Source organism: Vibrio rubrogenes (assembly GCF_059641415.1).
Genome location: NZ_JCARSY010000016.1, coordinates 41,528 through 63,053, shown reverse-complemented (window position 1 = coordinate 63,053; position 21,526 = coordinate 41,528). Strand labels below are relative to the sequence as shown.

The following is a 21,526-nucleotide window of genomic DNA, read 5'->3' as shown; positions in this document are numbered from 1 at the left end:
CTGAGATTAAAGTGTGATTTTCTTCGTCATGCCGGCTTCGGCATGACCCGGAATATTACAGGCAAATTCAACGTTTTTTTCACCGTGGAAATGCCACATAAGCTGCTTGGCCTTTCCGGGCTCGACTGTAACGGCATTTCCCATATCATGCATATGTTGGCCGTTCATGCCTTTCATCATGTCACGATGCATCAGTTGCTCGGCTTCAGAGCCAATCGTGAACTCATGATCTATCTTACCCGTATTCATCACGACAAATTGAACCACATCGTTAGGGGCAATGTTTATCTCTTTTTTGAATGTGATCTTCATATCATCAGAAAGCAGGACATGAACAACCTTGTTCGGTTTTACGCCGGTGGCAGGCATACCGACATCAGACATATGATCCATATTCATCATATTACGATGATTCATATTTGTGCCATTGTTCATTGAGCCGTGGTTCTGCGCATTATTCGTGTCTGCGAAAGCAACAGATGAACTGATGGTTAACGCGATAGCTAAAGTGAGTTTTTTCATCATTATTTATTTCCTCATTAATGGTTGATATCTATTTAGTTTCACGCTGTTTCCACAGCTTGAAGATTGCTGGTATTACAAGCAGAGTCAGTAGTAGGGCTGAAGCCATACCGCCGATCATCGGTGCAGCGATACGTTGCATGATTTGTGAGCCGGTACCGTGGCCGTACATGATCGGAATCAGACCGATAATGACGGTAATAACCGTCATCATGACCGGGCGAACACGCAATCCCGCACCTTCGCGGATGGCGTTGTTCAAGTCCTTGGGTGTGATGGGAACGTTTTGTTCCCGGGCTTTGAGTTTGGTGTAGTGCCAAGCCTGATTGAGATAAACCAACATGATGACGCCAATTTCAACCGCGACACCGGATAGCGCGATAAAGCCAACCCCCACGGCGATAGATAAGTTGTAATTGAGCGCATACATCAGCCATAAGCCGCCAACCATAGCCAGAGGCAGTGTCGCCATGATAATCAGGACTTCGCCTATGCGTCGGAAGCTGAAATAGAGCAGCAGCGTGATGATGGTGAGCGTAATGGGAATTACCACACTCAGGCGCTGTTTCGCACGTTCCATATATTCGTATTGTCCTGACCATGCCAGAGAATATCCTGCGGGTAGTTTCAGCTCATTAGCGACACGTTGTTGCGCTTCTGTCACATAGGAGCCAAGATCTCTGCCGTCGATATCGACGAAAACCCAACCGTTAGGGCGCGCGTTTTCGGTTTTGATCATGGGAGGCCCGTCTTCGTAACGAATATCAGCGACATCGGCCAACGCAATCCGTGCACCATTTGGCGTGACTAACGGCAGGTTTTGCAGCTTGGCGACGGAATCACGGTAGTCTTGCGGGTAGCGAACATTAATGGGATAGCGCTCTAGCCCTTCAATGGTTTCACCGACATTCATACCGCCAATGGCCGTTGACACAACTTGCTGAACATCTTTGATATTGAGTCCGTATCGCGCTGCGGCTTTACGCTTGATATCGACGGTGACATACCGACCGCCCGCGACGCGTTCAGCGTAGACAGACGCTGTGCCGTGAATCTGGTTGAGAATGGGTTCCAGCGCTGAACCTATGCGCTCAATAGTTTTGAGTTCCGGACCCACAATTTTGATACCGATTGGGGTTTTAATTCCTGTTGCCAACATGTCGATGCGGGTTTTAATTGGCATGACCCATGCGTTGGTTAACCCGGGGAACTGAATCAGATTGTCAAACTCCTTCCGTAATGATTCGCTGGTGACACCGACTCGCCACTCTGCGCGTGGTTTCAGCTGAATCACGGTTTCGATCATTGTCAGTGGGGCAGGGTCGGTTGCGGTTTCGGCTCGTCCCACTTTGCCCCACACGGTTTTCACTTCAGGAACCGTTTTAATCAGTTTATTGGTTTGTTGTAGCAATTCGCGCGCTTTACCAATGGAAATTCCCGGATAAGTGGTCGGCATATACATCAAATCGCCCTCATCCAATGGCGGAATAAATTCGCTGCCGAGTTGACTGGTTGGGTAATACGCTGAAGCCATCAGCGCAATTGCCAGAACTAACATTGATTTAGGATAGTTGAAGCTCAGGTTGAGCAGTGGACGATAAAGACCGACTAACGCTTTGTTCACCGGGTTTTTATGCTCCGGTAGGATCTTACCGCGAATAAAATAGCCCATGAGTACAGGCACTAATGTAATGGCCAGCCCCGCTGATGCTGCCATGGCATAGGTTTTCGTAAACGCTAACGGAGAGAACATTTTCCCTTCCTGACCTTCCAGTGCGAAGACCGGGACAAAGCTTAACGTGATAATCAGCAGAGAGAAAAACAGGGGTGGCCCCACTTCCTGAGCGGCATTGCCAATCACTTGCCAGCGGTTTTTATCCGTCAGGGGTGTTCGCTCAATATGTTTATGCACATTTTCGATCATGACGATAGCACCATCGACCATTGCGCCGATGGCAATAGCGATGCCGCCCAATGACATAATGTTCGCGTTAATCCCTTGCCAGTGCATAATGATGAAAGCCGACAAAATGCCCACCGATAAGCTCAGGGCGATCACGAGTGATGAACGAATGTGGAACAGGAACAGAGCACATACAATGGCAACCACGATGAACTCTTCTGCCAGTTTCTGCCAAAGATTATCAACCGCAGCGTTAATGAGCGTCGAGCGATCATAAGTCGGGACGATCTCCACGCCCTGAGGCAGACCGCGCTGCAATGCTTCAAGCTTGGCTTTCACGTTGTCGATAACCTGGCTTGCGTTTTCACCAAAGCGCATCACAATCACACCGCCGACGGCTTCACCTTCACCGTTGAGTTCAGAAATCCCACGGCGCATTTGTGGCCCTAAGTTGATATCGGCAATATCACCGAGTCGCAGTGGTGTTCCCTTTGCTGTCACTTTCAGCGGCAATGATTCAATGTCTTCAATACTTGTCAGATATCCGGTAGTACGAACCATGTGCTCGGCTTCCGCGACTTCAATGACCGATGCCCCCGTTTCCTGATTGCCGTTCTGAATTGCCATATTGATTTGTTGAAGGGTCAGGTTATAAGCACGCAGTTTTGCCGGATCAATCTGAATCTGATATTGCTTGACCATACCGCCGACGGTGGCGACTTCTGATACGCCATCAACGGTTTGTAACTCATACTTTAAGAACCAATCCTGTAAGCTGCGAAGCTGAGCCAAATCATGCTGACCGGTTTTATCTTGCAGGACATAACTGAACACCCAACCGACCCCTGTCGCATCCGGGCCAAGTGTTGGTTTGGCATTGGCCGGCAATTTGGGCGCAACCTGACTGAGGTATTCCAATACCCGAGAACGCGCCCAATACATATCGGTCTGATCATTAAAAATGATATAGACGTACGAGTCACCGAAGAAGGAGTAACCACGAACGGTTTCTGCTCCCGGTACCGCGAGCATAGCTGTGGTCAGCGGATAGGTCACCTGATCTTCAACAACCTGCGGGGCTTGCCCCGGATAGCTGGTTTTTATGATGACCTGCACGTCGGACAAATCAGGAATTGCATCGACCGGCGTATTTTTCACACTGAACAGCCCTGCGCCGACAAGCGCAATTGTCGCCAGAAGGACAATGAAGCGGTTGTGCAGAGACCAGCGAATTATGGCATTGATCATTGCTTGCCTCCGATACGTTCAATGCTTTTCAAAGCGAAATCATCGTTCTGTTTTTGCACCAGAAATCGAACCCGGTCACCTTCTGCCAGACCTGTCAGTTTTACATCTGGGTCAACAGTAAAGTTCATCTCACCGGCTTGCCAGTGCCATTCAGAAACCGGTAAATGCTGCAGTGTAATCATGCCGAAGTCCGGCATCAGCGTGGTGATATCACCTTCGACCCAAACTTCGCCCGCGATAACGCTGTTGGTCTTCTCTCCTATACCATCGATACGCGCTAAGTCAGCGGTTTGGCTGGACTCGGAATCAAGCAGGAAGTGTGCGGATGAGACAACGCGACTTTGCGGGGTCAGCCCCTGAAGCACTTCAATTTGGTCTCCGGCTTCGCGTCCAACCTGAATTCGTGCAGAACGATATTTGCCATTGCCTTCAGATAACACCACGCGAGTCATTCCCCCCGTGCGGATGACTGCGGATTTAGGAATGGTCAGAACCGATTCGTCAGTCACCGGTTGCAGCGAAATATTGGCAAACATGTTCGGTTTCAGTTCGCCTTGTGAGTTGGGAAATTTTAGCCGCAGGCGTAACGTCCGGGTCTGCGGATCTAAAATGGGATAGACATAGTCAATTTCCCCTTGCCACTCTTTTCCCGGAATCGCATCCAATGTCATTTTGGCTTTGCTGCCGGCTTTTACCCAGTGTGACTGGCGCTCAAATACTTCTGCATCAACCCAGACATTATCAATGGGGCCCGCGCTAATAACTGCTTGTGCCGGAGACAGATAACCGCCTTCGCGAATATTCAGGCTGGCGATAATTCCGTCCGATTTCGCCTTAATATCAATGGTTTGTGATGTTTTACCGCGTTGCAAAATAGCTTGAATCTGCTGACGGTCAACACCCAGTGTTATTAACCGCTCGGTTGCACCTTTAACCAACCCACTTCTGCCTGTGCGGTAAGCATTTAAAAGCTCTTCCTGTGCTTTGACTAATTCAGGAGAATAAAGAGTAAAGAGCACATCTCCTTGATTGACCTTATCGCCGACGGCATTGATATTCAGCTTTTCTACCCAACCGGCGACACGGACGTTGGTCTGCCATAACTGACTTTCATCAAAAGCGATATAACCGACCGTTTCGATGTGGGGAGACAAGGGAGCCATCTGAGCCTGTTGCCATTTAACTCCGAGATTATTTTCAACGGCCGGATCAATCGTCACGGTTCCCGGTTTGGTGTCTTGGACTGCATCTTCCGCATAGACCGGAATCAGATCCATTCCCATCGGAGACTTACCCGGCTGGTCGCGCCGGTAGTTCGGGTCCATTGGCGCGACCCAGTAAAGCGGCTCATCACTTGCCTGAGCTTGCGTTGTATCAGAGGAATGACTTGCCATGTCTGATTGTGAGAGTTGTGTTTGTACACCAAACCCTAACGTTGCGCCGATAATCAGCGCGAGTGTTGTAATGTAAAGTGTTTTCATTATTCTGCCTTGTTATTTATTGCTGCCCTGACTCGATGGAAAGTTCCGGTTTATCGACCTGATAGCTATAGCTATTCAGTAACGCGGAAAGGTTGTTATTCACCAGATTGAGATCGGTGATGAGGCGCTGGTATTCCAGCTCTAATGCGAGTGCATCACGGCTGGCTAGAATCACATCATTCAATTGAGCCGTGTTGTTCTGATAGCCTCGTTCGGTTGCTTTGACGCGTGAATCCGCCTGAGGTAATAAGGTGGATTCAAAGCGTTCGAGGCGCTGAGCAAGGTTATTTTTATCCGTCAGCAAGGCATTCACTTTGGCGTTCATTTGACTGATAAGGGTATCTTTTCGCGACTGAGCCGCACTGACCTGATATTGTGCGGCGGCTAAGTTTCGATCTTGTTTATTCCCTGTAAACAAAGGGATATCCACGGTGATGTAGGCACTGATTAAGTCAGAAGCGGGGTCACCACGCATATTGTTTGACTGGCGATAGGCATACATCAGCTCCACACCGAACTGTGGTGTGTAGGATTGACGCGCGAGGTCAACTTGCGTGCGACGCACATCAATAGAAGCATCGGCCATCCGTACCACAGGGTTTTGATTGAGCTGAGAGTAATAGTTGTGATGGGGCGCTGTCGTTTCGATATCGTGTAAAGTGTCCCAATTCAGTTGGTTAGACGCTGGCAGCGATTTGGTATTGAAGAGCCAGTCAGAGCCTAACCATTCTGAGAACTGGGCTCTGAGTCGCTGTTGCATTTGCTCATTCGCCTGAATTTTTTCATCCAGTTTGGTCACTTGCAACTGGGCATTAATCAGATCCTGAGTTTCGCTTTTGCCAATGGCGTAATTGGTTTGAATGAAACTTTCCAGCTCTTGCATGAGTTTGCGATTTTCAAGCAGAACCCGGTTTGCCACTTGCTGATAACCCAGTTCGAGCCATATTTTAGTCATGGCATTGATGACTTCGAGTTCTCTGGCCGCAGCCTGAACTTCCAACCCGCCCGCTTGAAATACGGCTTTTCTATCATTGAGTGCAGCAGTATTTCCACGGTTGAATTGCTGCATCAGACCCACCGAAATATTCGTCATTGAGTCTTCATCGAAAGCAAAGCTATCGGTCGGTAATCCTGTTACTCCGAATCTGAGTTTGGGATCCATTAAGGTTGCACTTGCTTTACCCGTTTCACGCATCGCTTGAGCTTCTGCGTAATACTGACGACGAATCCCGTCATTAGAAAGCGCCGCTTCGATGAGTTGAGAGAGCATATTTTCGGCTATTGGCTTGACGACACCATCGGCTTGCCCAGTACTGAGTTGCTCACTGGCGTATACAGATGTTGTCGTCAATACCGCTGCGCTAACCGATAGCGCTAAAAGGTATTGTTTTAATTTCACTTGTTTAAAATCTATCACTGAGCGCGTGACGCGCACGAAAATCTCTCCGTATCAATTTACGGAACCGGAAGGTGAGAGATGGATTTAAGCGATTGGGGGCCTATAGAGGCTTTGAGTTTGGTGAACGACATCACCAAAAAGGAGGGTGGTGAATAAGGCGAGTGATATATTGGCTGTGAACAGGGTATTCGGTGTGATGAGAATCGCAGCAGATGTTGTACAGGTCGAATCACAACACTCGTGGATCATATCGGCCTGTACTTCACATTGCACATTCATTGAATTATCGATGTCCATGCTTTGATGATGTGATGACATCTTTTGAAAACTTGGGCAACTTGATGTTGCCGCTTGATTGCCGTGTGGCATGGCACTATTCATCACTGTTGAACTGAAAGCAAAACCTGACATAAGCTGTGCTGCTAATGCCAAGATAGCGATCCAAGTTGTCGGAATGATATTTAAGTGCATATTGAAACTTTCTTAACCGAATTAGAGAAAATATAAAGCTTTCCCCTGGGGGAAGGTCAAGGTGTATATCCGTAGCGACATATTCTGGGTGGAACTTAAGATTAATAATTTTTACACTGTATGACTGCTATCATCTACGGGCAGTGCGCCCTGTTATCACGCTGCGAACTAATCGGACCTGACAATGTCTGTAAATGGAGACACAGATCGCGAGACAACGCGAAGAGAAGCAGGAGCCTGAAAGTATGCGAGGGTTGAGTACTATCATTCTGATTGCCGTCGGGTGTTTGATTGGTTATTTCACACCACAGTCGTTTGGGAAACATCACCATAGCCGCACCAATATGCAGGTCATTTCGGAAACCATTGCCCCGGGTGTGGTGTTAACGGGTTACCGGGAACCTGAAGAAAATGAGCAACAAAGTCCCCAAGGCTACCACTATCTTTATTATCTGCATTCCCCCGGGGAAGCGTTGAGCGACCCGTTTCTGATTACCGATACCCCAGTGTTTAACATGCGTAAACTGAGTCCGCATCATTTGAGTATTCGCATTACCGGACATGTCCTGCATTATCAAAGTCTGTCGCAGATTGAATGGCATGACCATCTGACGACCATTGCCGTTGATCTGACGGCTCACACTGGGGGGAGCGCCTCATGAGACTCGTTCATCAGCCACATGCAGTGGCTGATGATAATCGAAACGTAACCGACTCAGTTCCTTTATGTTTATCTGAAAAAATCTGCTAATTTAAACAAGATAACGATTCCCGGAGGCAGCATGAGTCAAAGTGCGTTTATAGCAGCTTTATTATTTGATGGGCAAGGTGGTGCGGTTGAACTGGATCTGGAACAGGTCAATGCCTGGCAACCTGAACAGGGCATATTATGGGTACATATTGATTGTGCCAATGAACAAGGCTGTCAATGGTTGTCGCATCAAAGTGGCGTCGGGGAACTGGTTGCCGATGCCTTGCTGAGTAATGATACGCGTCCGCGGGTGAGTCACGTCAATGAACAATCATTGATCTTTTTGCGCGGCGTGAACCTGAGTGAGGGGGCAAGCCCCGAAGATATGGTTTCGGTGCGGATTGTGATTGATGCGCAGCGGATTATTTCTACCCGGCGGCGGAAATTGTTGTCGGTCAGTGATCTAATTCAGTCTCTTCATCAGGGTGAAGGGCCGATCAACCCCTCGGATTTTTTAGTGAGATTGTGTCATTACCTGACATTGCGGATTGATGCGGTGACAGCCACATTCGAAGACCGGATCGCGCAGATTGAGGAAAATGTGCTTGAGGAGCAGGATCCTGCCGGGCAACGTAAAGAACTGATGGAAATCCGCCGTCAGACGATTCATCTGCGACGTTATCTGGCACCTCAGCGTGAGGCGATGTTAAAAATGATGGCTGAACGTAAGGCATGGTTACTGGCGGATGATCGGCTCTATTTACAGGAGAGTACTGATCGGTTGATTCGTTCCGTCGAAGAGCTGGATGCGGTTCGCGAGCGTGCGGTGGTGACTCAGGAAGAGTTGGTCAGTCAGGTCAATGATCAGATGAACCAGCGGATGTATGTGATGTCTTTGATCGCGGCGCTGTTTTTACCGCTGGGATTTTTGACCGGGCTGCTGGGGGTCAATATCGGCGGGATTCCGGGCACGGACAATCCCGGCGCATTCCTGTGGTTTTCTGCCATGTTGGTTGTGGTGATGAGCGCCATCTTAGGATTTTTTAAGTTTAAACGCTGGTTTTAGCATCTCGTCGTGCCAAGGCGCTGAGTGAAGGGCTTTAGCGGCTAACAACCGAATCGTGATAAAACGGCTCAGCGCAATGCACGCTGAGCCGTTTTGATATGAAGACGGCATCGAAATACCGTCTGTCAGGGGGTAAGGAGCATGAGTCCAATCTGGCACTCGTGATGGGATTATCGAACGCCAATCATGACGCATTACCGATAAATAAACCGGTTGACCAGATTTTCCAGATATTCTTGTTGGCCGGATACTTTTTGTGGCGCGATATCATTGTCTACAGCGAACTGTGCCAGTGATGTCAGTGAATGTTCTCCGGACAGAATGTCACGACCCAGTGACTGACTCCAGTCAGCATAACGCTGGGCGATATGTTTGGCGAGTTGGTCATTTTCGATCATGCTTGCCGCCCGTTCGAGGGCTAATGCCATGACGTCCATACCGCCGATATGACCGTGGAACAGATCTTCGGCATCAATGGATGGACGACGCAGTTTGGCATCAAAGTTCAATCCGCCGGTTGTGAACCCACCTGTTTTGAGAATTTCGTACATGATCAGGGTATTTTCTTCAACACTGTTCGGGAACTGGTCGGTATCCCAGCCAAGTTGTGCATCACCGCGGTTGGTATCAATGGAGCCGAAAATGCCCAGTGCAGTTGCCGTGGCGACTTCATGATGGAAGCTGTGCCCGGCCAGTGTGGCATGGTTGGCTTCAATGTTGACTTTCACTTCATCTTCAAGCCCGAACTGTTTTAAGAAGCCATAAACCGTTGCGCAGTCATAGTCGTACTGGTGTTTGGTTGGTTCTTGTGGTTTAGGTTCGATCAGGATGGTGCCTTTAAAGCCGATTTTGTGTTTGTGTTCGACAACCATTTGCATCAGGCGGCCCAGTTGTTTGCGTTCCTGACGCAAATCGGTGTTCAGCAAAGTTTCATAACCTTCCCGACCGCCCCATAATACATAGTTTTCACCACCGAGCTTTTGCGTTGCGCCCATCGCGTGGAAAATCTGAGTGGCCGCATAAGCAAATACTTTCGGATCTGGGTTCGTGGCAGCGCCAGCCATATAACGTGGGTGAGAGAATGCATTGGCGGTGCCCCATAACAGTTTGACGCCAGTGTCCTGTTGTTTCTGTCCTAATACATCAACCATCTCTGCGAAATTATTGACGTATTCTTTGATGGAGTTGCCTTCTGGCGCGACGTCGGCATCGTGGAAACAGTAGTAAGAGACGCCGAGTTTAGTAAAGAATTCAAATGCAAGATCGGCTTTTAAGCGAGCCAGTTCCATGGCACTACCGCCATGATGCCATGGACGATCAAATGTGGCTGCACCAAACACATCAGCGCCCGGCCAGACGAAGTTGTGCCAGTAGCAGGCTGAGAAACGTAAGTGATCTTTCATTGATTTGCCAAGAATCATACGGTCCGCATCATAATGATGGAATGCCAAGGGATTGGTTGATTCTGTCCCTTCAAATTGAATGGGTTCAATGTGTTTAAAAAATTCAGTCATGATGGTTTTCCTGTATTAGTGGATAAATGCAGAGCGAATAAACTCAATTTCTATTCATCATGAAGGGATTGTTGAGTTTGCGGCAATTGTGATTTTTCTTATTTCTATTATTCATTTTTTTAAATTTGAACTGCGTTGTTTTTTAAAAATACGGGCTTATCTACAGGATCACATAAATAAAAAATCATAACTCCGTTGAATCATTCCATAATATGCAAACCTGAATCGTTTGACTTTATATATAGCCAGATAACACCAAGATGAGGCGAAATCTGCATCTTGAGATTGTTGGATAGAAAGACACCCTACAAATATAAAAGAGGTCATTCAGATGAAAACAGGTACAAATGTTATTCATTTAACGCTGGTTGTGGCGTTAGGTGGATTGTTATTTGGTTACGATACTGCGGTCATTTCCGGTGCGGTTGAAGCACTGCAAAATTATTTTCAACTTACCGCAACCGAGTTGGGATTTGCTGCATCTTCAGCCTTAATCGGTTGTGTGCTTGGCGCTGCGTTGGCAGGTTATGTCAGTAACCGTCACGGGCGGCGGGGAGCATTAATTATTGCTGCGTTACTCTTTTTGATTTCTGCCATCGGTTCTGCAATACCGCAGCATTACTGGACCTTTGTGATTTATCGGATCATTGGCGGCGTCGGTGTGGGAATTGCGTCGATGGTTTCCCCGATGTATATCGCTGAGGTTGCACCACCCGCACGGCGCGGTGGATTGGTGGCATGGAACCAGTTTGCCATTATTTTCGGGATGTTAGTGGTGTACTTCGTTAATTACGGCATTGCACTAATGGGCAGCGATAACTGGCTCAATGATGTGGGTTGGCGGTATATGTTTGCATCGGAAGTCATTCCTGCAATCTTGTTTTTTGGGCTGCTGTTTACTGTGCCGGAAACACCCCGTTGGCTGGCACTGAAAGGGCGTGATAGCGAAGCGCACGACCTACTGAAGGCGATTAATTCCCATCAGGATGTAGAACCTCAGTGGCAAGAGATTAAACAATCGTTGATTAAAGTCCATCGTCCGGGCATTGTTGCTGCGGGATATCTGGGCGTGTTAGTGATCGGGATTATGCTGAGCGTGTTGCAACAGGTCACGGGGATTAATGTGTTTCTCTACTATGCGCCCGCAATTCTCAAAGGTTTCAGTGATTCCACGACGGATATCGCACTGCTGCAAACGATTCTGGTCGGTGCCGTCAATTTAAGTTTTACCGTGTTGGCGATTTTTACGGTGGATAAAATCGGGCGTCGTCCGCTGATGATGATTGGTGCCGGTTTGATGGCGATCAGTATGTTAGCTATTGGCACCGCGGCATATCTGAATGCAATTGGTGGTTATCTGTTAGTGTTCATGCTGATGTATATTGCAGCGTTTGCATTGTCACTGGGGCCGGTCACTTGGGTGTTACTGTCTGAAATATTTCCCAACAGCGTTCGCTCCAGAGCGTTATCGATTGCTGTGTTTGCGCAATGGTTCGCAAATTTTGTGGTATCTCAGTCCTTCCCGATGATGAATGAAAAAGAGAGTTTCATCTTTCAGCAATTTCACGGCGGTTTTCCGTTCTGGCTCTATGGCATTATGGGGATATTTACCGTTTACTTTATTTATCGCTGGGTTCCGGAAACCAAAGGCAAGTCACTGGAACAACTGGAAACCCTCTGGCAGCATGATTCAGCACAAGCCGGTAATCGGATAAAAGCGGCTGATTTATCTTGAATGGTAAATGGTAAGTGTATGTTGGTACCACCCGATGGTCTGATGCCAGACCAGTGTATGATAACAATTTGATTTTTCATGAAAATCGTTCTGTGCAGTTGCCCACCGGGATTCGGTGGGCCTGCCTATTCAGAGATGTAATCGATTTGGTTATAGCGCATCACGATGACGCCATCGGTCATGATGCTGTTCGCGAAATTCTTTCGGGGTACATTGCTGATGTTTTTTAAACACGCTGTACATGTATTGCAGTGACGGGTAGCCACATAATTCAGCAATCTCGGCTACCGGTAGCGACGTGGTTGCCAGCAGGTGGTGTGCTTGCCTCAGCTTCGAGTTATGGATTTCCTGATGAATGGAATGCCCGCACTCTTCTTTAAAACGGATTTCCATGTTGGAACGGGAGATACCGACATAGTCGAGTACCTGTTCGACTTTAATACCTTTGCAGGCGTGATGACGGATAAAATGCATCGCCTGAATGACATAGGGATCTTTCAGAGCCTGATAGTCGGTACTCTGCCGTGCATGAACCTGAGTCGGGGGAACCAGCCGACGTGTTTGCCTCAGCGAGTCTAATTGTTCGGTCTCTTGGGGATCGGTGCTCAGCAGGCGATGCAGCAGTTTGGCCGCCTGATAACCCATCTCTTTACATCCCTGTTCCACCGAAGATAACGATACACGGCTCAGGTAGCGGGTCAGCTCTTCATTATCAATCCCAATGACGGAAATCTTGTCCGGCACCATCAGCTTCAAATGATCACAAACTTGCAGCAGATGACGAGCCCGGGCATCGGTGACCGCCACAATTCCGACCGGTGTCGGTAGTTGTTGCAACCAGTCGGCGAGACGGTTCATATCGTACTGCCACGTTTGTGGGCTCACCTCATTGCCCCGGTAAACCGAACCGGAGTATCCCTCGCGCTGTAACAGATGAATAAAGGCTTGTTCTCGCTCATGAGACCAGCGTCGCCATGATTCCTGAGGCATCCCGTAGAACGCGAAATTCTCAATGCCTTTACTTTTCAGATGCTGAAATGCCAGTTCAATCAAGGCCTGATTATCGGTGGCAACATAAGGGACATTCGGATAATCGTCCGGATGTTCATAAGAGCCGCCGATTGCGACGACCGGGATCGTGGTATCTTCAAGCAGAGCCCGGATGTCAGGATTATCGAAATCAGCAATCACACCGTCACCTTTCCAAGTATGAAAATTATCCAGATGTGTGGTGAATTCTTCTTCAAGATAAATATCCCAGTTGCATTGGGAAGCCTGTAAATATTCTCCGATGCCTTCTATCACTTCTCGGTCATACACTTTATTGGCATTAAATAACAGTGTAATCCGATAACGGTGATCGATGAACTGACGATATAGGTTGTGAGGGTAAGGTTTCAGAGCAGTCATGGATGGGTTTTTATTCATAAATAATATTAATTATATTTTGTCCATAATTTTTAAGTCTAACAGGCAAGTACTGTGTTAAATGTGATCCTTCACTCAGTCATTAAATCCATGAAGCTATCTATGAAAAATCGTAATTGTGTCGTGAACTGAGAGACTTATGATAATGATTCGATAAATAAAATCATCACGAAGCATAAATATATCCGGATGACCCCGTCACGCAGTGTATTTCCTGAGGTTATCCGAGTCTATTGACTGAAAATAAAAGGGTAGCTTATGTATGTTGGAATCGATTTAGGGACATCCGGCGTCAAGGTCATTGTGCTGGCTGAAAACGGTGACGTGGTGGCGAGTGAGGTTGCGCCACTTGAGATCTCGCGTCCGTTTCCGCTGTGGTCAGAACAGGATCCGCAGCACTGGTGGCAAGCCATGTGTCAAGCCATTCAGGCGCTGGGAAAGCAGACGGATCTTCAGGCGGTCAAAGCCATCGGCTTGTCCGGACAGATGCACGGTGCGGTGTTGCTCGATCAGCAAGGGCAGGTTTTACGTCCGGCCATTTTGTGGAATGACGGGCGCTGTCAGGTACAATGCGCCGAACTGGAGCGACGCGTCCCTGGCAGTCGTCAGATTACCGGGAATATGATGATGCCAGGCTTTACCGCGCCAAAACTGCTGTGGGTGGCAGAACATGAGCCGGACATTTTTGCCCGGACAGACAAAGTGCTGCTGCCGAAAGATTACTTGCGTTACCGGATGACCGGCGTGTATGCGTCGGATATGTCCGATGCCGCCGGAACCATGTGGCTTGATGTCGCTCAGAGAGACTGGAGTGATGAACTGCTTGATGCCACTGGTCTGAAACGGTGTCAGATGCCGGATCTGTACGAAGGAAATGCGATCACCGGCACCTTGAATCGCGAACTTGCCAATGCCTGGGGAATGCCGGAAGTGCCGGTGATTGCCGGTGGTGGCGATAATGCTGCCGGGGCTGTCGGGGTCGGGATTATCGAGCCGGGGCAGGCGATGCTCTCTTTGGGAACCTCCGGGGTTTATTTTGCGGTCAGTGATGGTTTTCTTGCCAATCCGGACTCTGCGTTACACAGTTTCTGTCATGCATTACCCGGAACGTGGCATACCATGTCGGTTATTTTGAGCGCGGCATCTTGTTTGTCCTGGGTATGTGAGTTGACCGGATTTACCAATGTGACCGAGATGTTGCGTGAGACGGAAAGCCATGCTGATCCTGATTCAGGGGTGGTGTTTCTGCCCTATTTGTCAGGAGAGCGGACACCGCACAATGACCCGTATGCGAAAGGTGTTTTCTTCGGTATGACCCATTCGACTTCGAAATTCGAATTGGTTCAGGCGGTATTGGAAGGGGTCGGGTTTGCATTTGCGGATGGATTTGATGCACTGCATCAGACAGGGTTAGTACCGGAAGAGGTGGTTCTGATTGGCGGCGGGGCCCGTAGTCAATATTGGCGTCAGATGCTGGCGGATATTGTCCGCTTGCCGCTGGCCTATCGTCAGGGGGGGGATGTCGGTCCGGCGCTTGGTGCTGCACGACTGGCGATGTTAGCGGTTCAACCGGAGATGACCGCGCGGGATATTTGTGCGTCACCGGTCTTGATCGAAAAACATCTGCCGGATAGCGAGAAAACGGCACATTACCAACAGAAGAGAACGGTTTATCAGCAATTATATAGTCAATTAAAACCACTCTTTGTGTAAGTGAGTAGAGTGTATGTGAGTAAAATGTAAGTGAGCCGAGTGTAAATGAGTAAATGTTACTTCGGCAGGTGTCTGGCGGTGATTGGAAAATAATCGCGAGTCATCAAATCAATAAGGAGCCTTCAGGCTCCTTATTTTGATCTGACAAATACGTGTGCCAGCTTAATTCAACTATATTATGACGTACTTTATTATGACGTACTGTTATGCTGTTTGAGTGGTCCGGTCAACGTCTTCCTGTGTCTCGTTCAGGTGGGTTACTTTTTCCGCACCGTGCATCCACATCACCAGTTTATTGGAGAATAATAGCAGGATCAGGCCGGACACCGTGGCGGTGACGGCGATGCCGCCGAAAATTGCTAAGGCGCCGAAATCACCGACATGGGCTCCGATCAGCCCGGCAATATAGTTGGCAACTGCATTAAATCCTAACCAGACCCCCATCATCAGTGATGCCAGACGCAGCGGTGCCAGTTTGGTGGTCATCGACAAACCGATGGGTGATAAACAGAGTTCCCCGATGGTATGGAAGAAGAACGCGCCCACCAGCCAGAACATGGAGGTTTTCACATTCAGATCGCCGCCTTGCTCTAAAACTGCGCCAATCATACACAAGAAACCGATCGCCAGAAAAAATAATCCCAACGCAAATTTGACCGGTGAATTGGGTTCACGGCTGCCAAGTTTGATCCAGAGCCACGCAATCAGTGGCGCACAGGTAATAATGAAAAACGGATTCAGAGACTGGAACCAGGCTGCGGGCACTTCAAAACTGCCGATCATCCGGTCGGTATATTGTTGGGTATACAGGTTCATCAAGCCACCGGCTTGCTCGAATCCGGCCCAAAAGACAATGACGAACAGTCCCATGATGATGATGACCTTCATGCGATCAATTTCTTTTTTGGTTAACGGTTCTTTCTTCACCGATTTCTTCTGTTGTAAATCCCGGGCTGCCGCGGGTTTGAGGCCAATATCTCCCAGCAAGCGTTGTGCAAACAGGATCTGAATGACGAAGCTGATTATCATCCCAATTCCGGCAGCGACAAAACCGGCTTTCCAGCCGAAATTATTGGTCGCGATACCGGAGATAATCCCCGCCAGCAGTGCACCGATGTTGATTCCCATATAAAAGATAGTGAATGCACCATCACGACGGTGATCACCTTCTGTATACAGATCACCGACCATGGTTGAAATATTGGGCTTGAACAAACCGTTCCCGATGATCAGTAGTGCCAGTCCAAGATAGAAGCTGTGTACCGCGTCAAGACCGAATAACTGATGTGGCAGAGCCAATGTAAACTGACCGATGGCCATCAGGGCTCCCCCCGCGAGGATCGAACGGCGCTGGCCAAAATAGTTATCGGCCAGCCAGCCACCGATTAAGGGCGTAATATAGACAAGCCCGGTATAGATGCCATAGAGATCCAATGCCTCTTTGGCTGACCAGCCCATGCCACCGTTTAGTGTTGTGTCTGTGAGGTATAAAACCAGAATTGCTCGCATTGCGTAGTAGGAGAATCGTTCCCACAGTTCAGTGCCGAACAAAAGAAACAGGCCACGAGGATGGCCTAAAAATTGATGATTGTTGTGATTCATATTTGCTTTATTTAGATTGTTTATTAGTTTTTTATTTTACTTTAATGTTACATATTGGGTAAATGATTCGAGTTTTAACATTTTTTTAATATATTATAAATATGTATTTTTAAGTTTTTGAAATTCAACCATTTTGTGAATTCAGCTTCAAAACAAGAAAATCGGGTGAACTAAGTTTTCATATATGAAACAATTACTTGCATCATTGGTACAGAAAAATCAATAAATATGAAAGAATTGTGACGGTGATTGATATAGAGATAAAAAAGCCAGCACGGAATGCTGGCAAGGTCCCACAAAAGATGAGGATAAGAGCGTATTGGTTAATCTGTACAGATACCGGTCAAGGTCCAGGCGTTGTCACTGCCGGGAACTGATGTGGTATACCAGTTGGCCTGATAGAGCTTATTCTGATACACCATATAGTCACCGTTCTCGCTATGGTCGTAGTTTCCGCCTTCCCATGACTTACGAGTCCAGTTCGGGTAGACATTCACACCGGCACAATCTTGCGGTGTGCGATTTCCAAGTTTGTGTGGCCAGTTTGCGATAATCGATTTTACTTTCTTACCGGATGGCGTCAGCGTCATGGTATCCGGATAGTAGGTTGATGCGCCTTCATCCTTGTCATTCAACGCCCAGTTTGCATTACTGAGGTCATGTTCTTTCATGAAATTCACCCAAGCATCAGTTTCTGCTTCATTGACATCACCATCACCGTTGGCATTGATGGTGCCCCATTCGGTGACGAATAGCGCGATACCATTATTCATCGCTGTGATAGCTTTATCTCTGAGATATTGTCCATGTGTTCCGGCATAAAAGTGCAGCGTATAGGCGATATTTGTGCCGTTGATCGGGTTCCAGGACGCAGTATCGACGTCTTGTGACCAGCTTGGGGTACCGACTACGATTAGGTTATCCGGATCAAATTCACGGATTGCAGCAATAACGGTTTCTGCATACGGTTTGATGACATTATCCCAAGAGATTTGCAGCGGCTCATTGTAGATTTCATAAATGACATTGGGGCTATCACCATATTTCTGTGCCATTTCCCGGAAAAAACTGACCGCTTCTGCAACATTGTCTTCGGCATGATGAGAATGCCAGTCGATGATGACATACATATCGTTCGCGATGGCAGCATCTACGACGGTAACAACTTTCGCTTGATTGCCCGCCGGATCATCAAGATAGCCACCGTCTTCCTGAATGCCCATTGACGCTCTGACGATACTGGCATTCCAGTCCTCCCGGAGCATCTTGACAATATCTGCACGATAGAATTTTTCACCGCCCCATTCATTATTACTCCAGAACAGGCTATTTCCTGAGAAACTTTTAATTTCATCTCCGGCATATATTTTATTGCCGGAAACCGATAAAGGTTCAACAGCATATGCTTGTTGACTTAATCCGATAAATAAGCATCCCAGACAGGAGAGTAATAATTTTTTGACAGAGGAACTATTTTCCTTCATAGATAGACGTTGTATTGGTAAATATGACATCAGGTCACCTCTAATTAAACATGAATGTACCATTCATTATGAATTGAACAACTCATGATAATTGTATTGTTAGCTAAAAGTATGTTTGACAAAGATTGCCACTCAATCCATTGGCAATTATTTTTAAATATAGGTGGTAATAGGAAAGAAGGGATACAAACTATAATAGTTGTGACAATACGCTCGATAGTCGATTTCTATATTTTTATTTATATTATTACGGGTGATATTTCAATTTTATTAAAACGATATTTGTGATCTGGATTTCAATAATCAGGATAAAATAATGTATGAAAAATTATGAGATAGAATATTGGGTGCTGTATTCATATGAGATTCCGTCCTATAAAATAGGACGGAATAGTGACATCATTCAACCGTACTTTTATTTTTTGAAAATAAAAGACTATTTTATGAGCACTTTGTTTTGTCAGTAAAATTACAGCCCATACTTTGAGGGTTGGCGATTATCATTCTGAATCATGGTTTTCAAATCAGATAAATACTTCAGATCATCTTCATTGTTTTCCCAGTAGAAATGACCGAATGCTTCAACAGCTTCGCGCATTAAAATCGCTTTGACTTTTTTGACGCCGGATTCACGCAGAAGCTCATAAAACAGTTGATCTGCATCTGAGCGTTCCAACAGATGCGTGTAATAGAGCCAATCGTGGATAACCGCTGCTTTCATAAAGCGTGGGTTAAACGGCGTTCCGATAATGCTGTAGGCGGCACTCGGGATACTGGCACCATCATACTGAAAGAACTTCGGTACCCAGATGGCGACACCTTGGTTCACAATGCCGAAATCTTCAGCAACTTCGTAGGCTTCATCAAGCTTACTGCTGTGAGGTTCGGTAATCGGAAATAAATATAAATTGCTCATGCTCATATTCGAGTCTCCATATTGAAGCGTGTTATTGGGTTGTGTGTTCGTCCGGACGGCTGAGGCACATAAACCGCAGCGGAGATAGACTATGTGCTTCGATGACTATTGAATAGGGGGGCTTGCGAACAGTTTTGCGAACAAATATAACGTTTACAGAGAGTTAGAAATACGTTTCTGAGGCGAACGTCGGAGAAAATGAGAGTAAGTTGCGGGTAGTCATGCGGCCTGTGCATTTTATGTTTTTTGTTGCATACTGGTCATCGTGTAGCAACAACTCGGATTAAAAACCAGAGCGGAGGAGATCATGAGAGCGATAGGCGAAAATATTTGGATATTTGATGGTAAAGCCGTCCCGTTTTTGACGCTGCCTTACTCGACTCGGATGACGATCGTTCGGCTTGCTGATCAATCTTTATGGATCCATAGTCCGATTGAATTAAATCCTGAGCTGAAGGCTTCCGTCGATGCTTTAGGTGTGGTCAAGTATTTGATCGCCCCCAACCAACTCCATCACCTGTTTATTTCCCAATGGCAAGCTGCCTATCCTGAGGCGCTTACTTATGGAACGGAAGGTGTTCGTCACAAGCGTCAGGATTTGACGTTCCATGCGACGTTATCTGCACAGGTGGATTATCCTTGGGCTGACGAACTGGATGCCGTGCTATTTACCGGTTCACAGGTCATGCAGGAATGTGTCTTTTTCCACTGTTCGAGTAAGACATTAATCGTCACCGATCTGATTGAAAATTTCTCACCGAAGGCTTTCAATTTCTTTCAGCGTTTGCTGGCTAAGCTAACCGGGATTCTGTCACCGACCGGCAAAATGCCACTGGATTGGCGGTTAAGTTTTTTGATGGGAAAAGCGACTGCCCGGACGCATTTGGAGAAAATTCTGAATTGGAATCCCAAGACAATTGTTATGGCACACGGTGTGATTGTGACTGAAAATGCCGATAAATTCTTACGCCGTTCGTTCCGCTGGTTGTTGTAATGTCAGTCATGTGAAATGTCTAAGCGTAATCCGCGGAATGTGATAATTTGCTGGGCAATGCATTGAGCGTTTCTGCGTCATGCAGATCTTGATATGACTTAAAGAGTGATGTGATATCAGCATTTCGGTGATATCAGTGATTGGCACTGATAATAATGAATCATCATAAGGAATCAATGTGGCAGCGTTTGATCGATTTTCAAAAGCGAATAGATTGTCAAAAGCAAACGGATTGTCAAAAGCAAACAGATTGTCAAAAGCGAACGGATTGTCAACAACAGATGACGGGAGCGCGATGAATGAAAGTTTATTCGAGCTGATTGCTGATGATCTGGAAAAGCAAGGTTATAGCATTCGTCCTGCTGCGTTGCCGGAAGCGATCTCCGGCCTATTGTATGACCACCAACAATCTCTTCATGCCGATAAATATATTGATGCCGGTATCGGACGTCGCGACGATTATCTGAAAAATGATTTTGTCAGAAAAGACGAAATTTGCTGGATTACCGGGCAATCGGATTCAGGACAAGCATGGATCGATTGGACATCACAGTTACAGCGTTTCCTCAATCAACGACTCTTCCTGGGACTTTTTTCGTTTGAAAGTCATTTCGCTCATTATCCCCCGGGCGCTTTTTATAAAAGACATTATGATGCCTTTCGTGGTGAAGCAAATCGGGTATTGTCCGTCGTGACCTACTTAAATCCGGACTGGTGCAATACCGATGGCGGGGAGCTGGTTTTGTATCGGGATGATACTGATCAGGAAGGGATCAGTGTTGTGCCACTGTATGGCACCATTGTGGTTTTTCTCAGTGAAGAGTTTCCGCATGAAGTCCGCCCCGCGTTGCGGGACCGATACTCGATTGCGGGTTGGTTCCGGGTCAATACCTCGATTAATAATAGAATTGATCCACCCCGTTAATTTCAGTCTGTCGTCAGGAGGAAGTATGAATCATTTCCAAGGATCGTGTCTTTGCAACAGTGTCCGGTATGAACTGGCCGGTGAATTACAGAAATTTTTCCTGTGTCACTGTCAACGGTGCCGTAAAGATACCGGGTCGGCTCATGCAGCAAATTTATTTGTCAAACCAACCGCTTTTCACTGGTCGAGTGGGGACGATTTAGTGAAAACATATCACTGTCCCGACAGTCGTCATGTGAAAAGCTTCTGCCAAAACTGTGGTTCTGCCGTACCTACCGTGATCGACAACACGATGGTCCTGCTCCCGGCAGGAAGCCTTGATTCAGATCCCCCACTCACTCCCGACGCGAACATTTTTATCGACAGTCAGGCAAACTGGTCAAAAAATTCAGACACCCTTCCGAGTTTTGCCCAACTTCCTGAGTAAACCGGTT

The 21,526-nt window shown here is 47.2% G+C and carries 17 protein-coding genes; 7 read left to right on the top strand and 10 right to left on the bottom strand.

All coding sequences use genetic code 11. The features are described 5' to 3' along the window. Positions 1–6: 6 nt before the first annotated feature. The 5 genes from copI to AC55NX_RS12740 all read right to left on the bottom strand — a co-directional run bounded on the left by copI (position 7) and on the right by AC55NX_RS12740 (position 6,985). Positions 7–522, bottom strand: coding sequence for a copper-resistant cuproprotein CopI (gene copI / locus AC55NX_RS12760; RefSeq protein ID WP_496996118.1), 516 nt, complete (start codon positions 520–522; stop codon positions 7–9). A gap of 31 nt (positions 523–553) precedes the next feature. Further along, positions 554–3,673 (bottom strand): efflux RND transporter permease subunit, encoded by a 3,120-nt coding sequence (locus AC55NX_RS12755; protein ID WP_496996093.1) that lies wholly within the window; start codon positions 3,671–3,673, stop codon positions 554–556. Next, on the bottom strand, positions 3,670–5,154 hold the full coding sequence (locus tag AC55NX_RS12750; protein WP_496996092.1) for an efflux RND transporter periplasmic adaptor subunit: 1,485 nt from the start codon (positions 5,152–5,154) through the stop codon (positions 3,670–3,672). Before AC55NX_RS12750 ends, AC55NX_RS12755 begins: the two co-directional genes overlap by 4 nt. A 16-nt stretch (positions 5,155–5,170) precedes the next feature. After that, on the bottom strand, positions 5,171–6,553 hold the full coding sequence (locus tag AC55NX_RS12745; protein ID WP_496996117.1) for a TolC family protein: 1,383 nt from the start codon (positions 6,551–6,553) through the stop codon (positions 5,171–5,173). A gap of 84 nt (positions 6,554–6,637) precedes the next feature. Further along, complete coding sequence (locus tag AC55NX_RS12740) at positions 6,638–6,985, bottom strand: hypothetical protein (protein ID WP_496996091.1); 348 nt, start codon at positions 6,983–6,985, stop codon at positions 6,638–6,640. A gap of 233 nt (positions 6,986–7,218) precedes the next feature. Between AC55NX_RS12740 and AC55NX_RS12735 the strand changes: the two genes are divergently transcribed. Together AC55NX_RS12735 and zntB are read left to right on the top strand one after the other, a co-directional pair. After that, positions 7,219–7,686, top strand: a complete 468-nt coding sequence (locus tag AC55NX_RS12735) for a hypothetical protein (protein WP_496996090.1) — start codon at positions 7,219–7,221, stop codon at positions 7,684–7,686. A gap of 120 nt (positions 7,687–7,806) precedes the next feature. Continuing rightward, entirely contained in the window at positions 7,807–8,781 is a 975-nt protein-coding gene (gene zntB / locus AC55NX_RS12730) for a zinc transporter ZntB (protein WP_496996089.1), read from the top strand. A gap of 194 nt (positions 8,782–8,975) precedes the next feature. On the opposite strand, the gene xylA is transcribed toward zntB, so the two are convergent. Beyond that, on the bottom strand, positions 8,976–10,295 hold the full coding sequence (gene xylA, locus AC55NX_RS12725; RefSeq protein ID WP_059122479.1) for a xylose isomerase: 1,320 nt from the start codon (positions 10,293–10,295) through the stop codon (positions 8,976–8,978). A gap of 331 nt (positions 10,296–10,626) precedes the next feature. Between xylA and AC55NX_RS12720 the strand changes: the two genes are divergently transcribed. Continuing rightward, entirely contained in the window at positions 10,627–12,030 is a 1,404-nt protein-coding gene (locus AC55NX_RS12720) for a sugar porter family MFS transporter (RefSeq protein WP_496996088.1), read from the top strand. A 150-nt stretch (positions 12,031–12,180) separates the two neighbouring features. Here AC55NX_RS12720 and AC55NX_RS12715 read toward each other — a convergent pair whose 3' ends face one another. Beyond that, positions 12,181–13,440, bottom strand: coding sequence for a XylR family transcriptional regulator (locus AC55NX_RS12715; protein ID WP_496996087.1), 1,260 nt, complete (start codon positions 13,438–13,440; stop codon positions 12,181–12,183). 276 nt (positions 13,441–13,716) lie between these two features. Between AC55NX_RS12715 and xylB the strand changes: the two genes are divergently transcribed. Beyond that, positions 13,717–15,171, top strand: a complete 1,455-nt coding sequence (gene xylB, locus AC55NX_RS12710) for a xylulokinase (RefSeq protein ID WP_496996086.1) — start codon at positions 13,717–13,719, stop codon at positions 15,169–15,171. Between the two features lie 204 nt (positions 15,172–15,375). Here xylB and AC55NX_RS12705 read toward each other — a convergent pair whose 3' ends face one another. From AC55NX_RS12705 to AC55NX_RS12695, 3 genes are all read right to left on the bottom strand, one after another. Continuing rightward, complete coding sequence (locus AC55NX_RS12705) at positions 15,376–16,773, bottom strand: peptide MFS transporter (protein WP_496996085.1); 1,398 nt, start codon at positions 16,771–16,773, stop codon at positions 15,376–15,378. A 323-nt stretch (positions 16,774–17,096) separates the two neighbouring features. Continuing rightward, the gene (locus tag AC55NX_RS12700) at positions 17,097–18,287 is read right to left on the bottom strand and encodes a cellulase family glycosylhydrolase (protein WP_496996084.1); all 1,191 of its coding nucleotides are present in this window, start codon (positions 18,285–18,287) and stop codon (positions 17,097–17,099) included. Positions 18,288–18,726: 439 nt separating this feature from the next. Beyond that, on the bottom strand, positions 18,727–19,179 hold the full coding sequence (locus AC55NX_RS12695) for a DUF1353 domain-containing protein (protein ID WP_496996083.1): 453 nt from the start codon (positions 19,177–19,179) through the stop codon (positions 18,727–18,729). A gap of 301 nt (positions 19,180–19,480) precedes the next feature. Here AC55NX_RS12695 and AC55NX_RS12690 point away from each other — a divergent pair, with 301 nt between their 5' ends. The 3 genes from AC55NX_RS12690 to AC55NX_RS12680 all read left to right on the top strand — a co-directional run bounded on the left by AC55NX_RS12690 (position 19,481) and on the right by AC55NX_RS12680 (position 21,519). Beyond that, positions 19,481–20,167: a DUF4336 domain-containing protein gene (locus tag AC55NX_RS12690; protein WP_496996082.1), complete on the top strand. Its 687-nt coding sequence runs from the start codon at positions 19,481–19,483 to the stop codon at positions 20,165–20,167. 295 nt (positions 20,168–20,462) lie between these two features. After that, positions 20,463–21,092 (top strand): 2OG-Fe(II) oxygenase, encoded by a 630-nt coding sequence (locus AC55NX_RS12685; RefSeq protein ID WP_496996081.1) that lies wholly within the window; start codon positions 20,463–20,465, stop codon positions 21,090–21,092. A gap of 25 nt (positions 21,093–21,117) precedes the next feature. After that, positions 21,118–21,519 (top strand): GFA family protein, encoded by a 402-nt coding sequence (locus AC55NX_RS12680; RefSeq protein WP_496996080.1) that lies wholly within the window; start codon positions 21,118–21,120, stop codon positions 21,517–21,519. Positions 21,520–21,526 lie beyond the last annotated feature (7 nt).

Excerpts from the sequence above, each read along its gene's own strand:
- copI (WP_496996118.1), bottom strand. The coding sequence starts at position 522 with ATGAAAAAACTCACTTTAGCTATCGCGTTAACCATCAGTTCATCTGTT.
- AC55NX_RS12755 (WP_496996093.1), bottom strand. The coding sequence starts at position 3,673 with ATGATCAATGCCATAATTCGCTGGTCTCTGCACAACCGCTTCATTGTC.
- AC55NX_RS12750 (WP_496996092.1), bottom strand. The coding sequence starts at position 5,154 with ATGAAAACACTTTACATTACAACACTCGCGCTGATTATCGGCGCAACG.
- AC55NX_RS12735 (WP_496996090.1), top strand. The coding sequence starts at position 7,219 with ATGGAGACACAGATCGCGAGACAACGCGAAGAGAAGCAGGAGCCTGAA.
- zntB (WP_496996089.1), top strand. The coding sequence starts at position 7,807 with ATGAGTCAAAGTGCGTTTATAGCAGCTTTATTATTTGATGGGCAAGGT.
- xylA (WP_059122479.1), bottom strand. The coding sequence starts at position 10,295 with ATGACTGAATTTTTTAAACACATTGAACCCATTCAATTTGAAGGGACA.
- AC55NX_RS12720 (WP_496996088.1), top strand. The coding sequence starts at position 10,627 with ATGAAAACAGGTACAAATGTTATTCATTTAACGCTGGTTGTGGCGTTA.
- AC55NX_RS12715 (WP_496996087.1), bottom strand. The coding sequence starts at position 13,440 with ATGACTGCTCTGAAACCTTACCCTCACAACCTATATCGTCAGTTCATC.
- xylB (WP_496996086.1), top strand. The coding sequence starts at position 13,717 with ATGTATGTTGGAATCGATTTAGGGACATCCGGCGTCAAGGTCATTGTG.
- AC55NX_RS12705 (WP_496996085.1), bottom strand. The coding sequence starts at position 16,773 with ATGAATCACAACAATCATCAATTTTTAGGCCATCCTCGTGGCCTGTTT.
- AC55NX_RS12700 (WP_496996084.1), bottom strand. The coding sequence starts at position 18,287 with ATGTCATATTTACCAATACAACGTCTATCTATGAAGGAAAATAGTTCC.
- AC55NX_RS12695 (WP_496996083.1), bottom strand. The coding sequence starts at position 19,179 with ATGAGCATGAGCAATTTATATTTATTTCCGATTACCGAACCTCACAGC.
- AC55NX_RS12690 (WP_496996082.1), top strand. The coding sequence starts at position 19,481 with ATGAGAGCGATAGGCGAAAATATTTGGATATTTGATGGTAAAGCCGTC.
- AC55NX_RS12685 (WP_496996081.1), top strand. The coding sequence starts at position 20,463 with ATGAATGAAAGTTTATTCGAGCTGATTGCTGATGATCTGGAAAAGCAA.
- AC55NX_RS12680 (WP_496996080.1), top strand. The coding sequence starts at position 21,118 with ATGAATCATTTCCAAGGATCGTGTCTTTGCAACAGTGTCCGGTATGAA.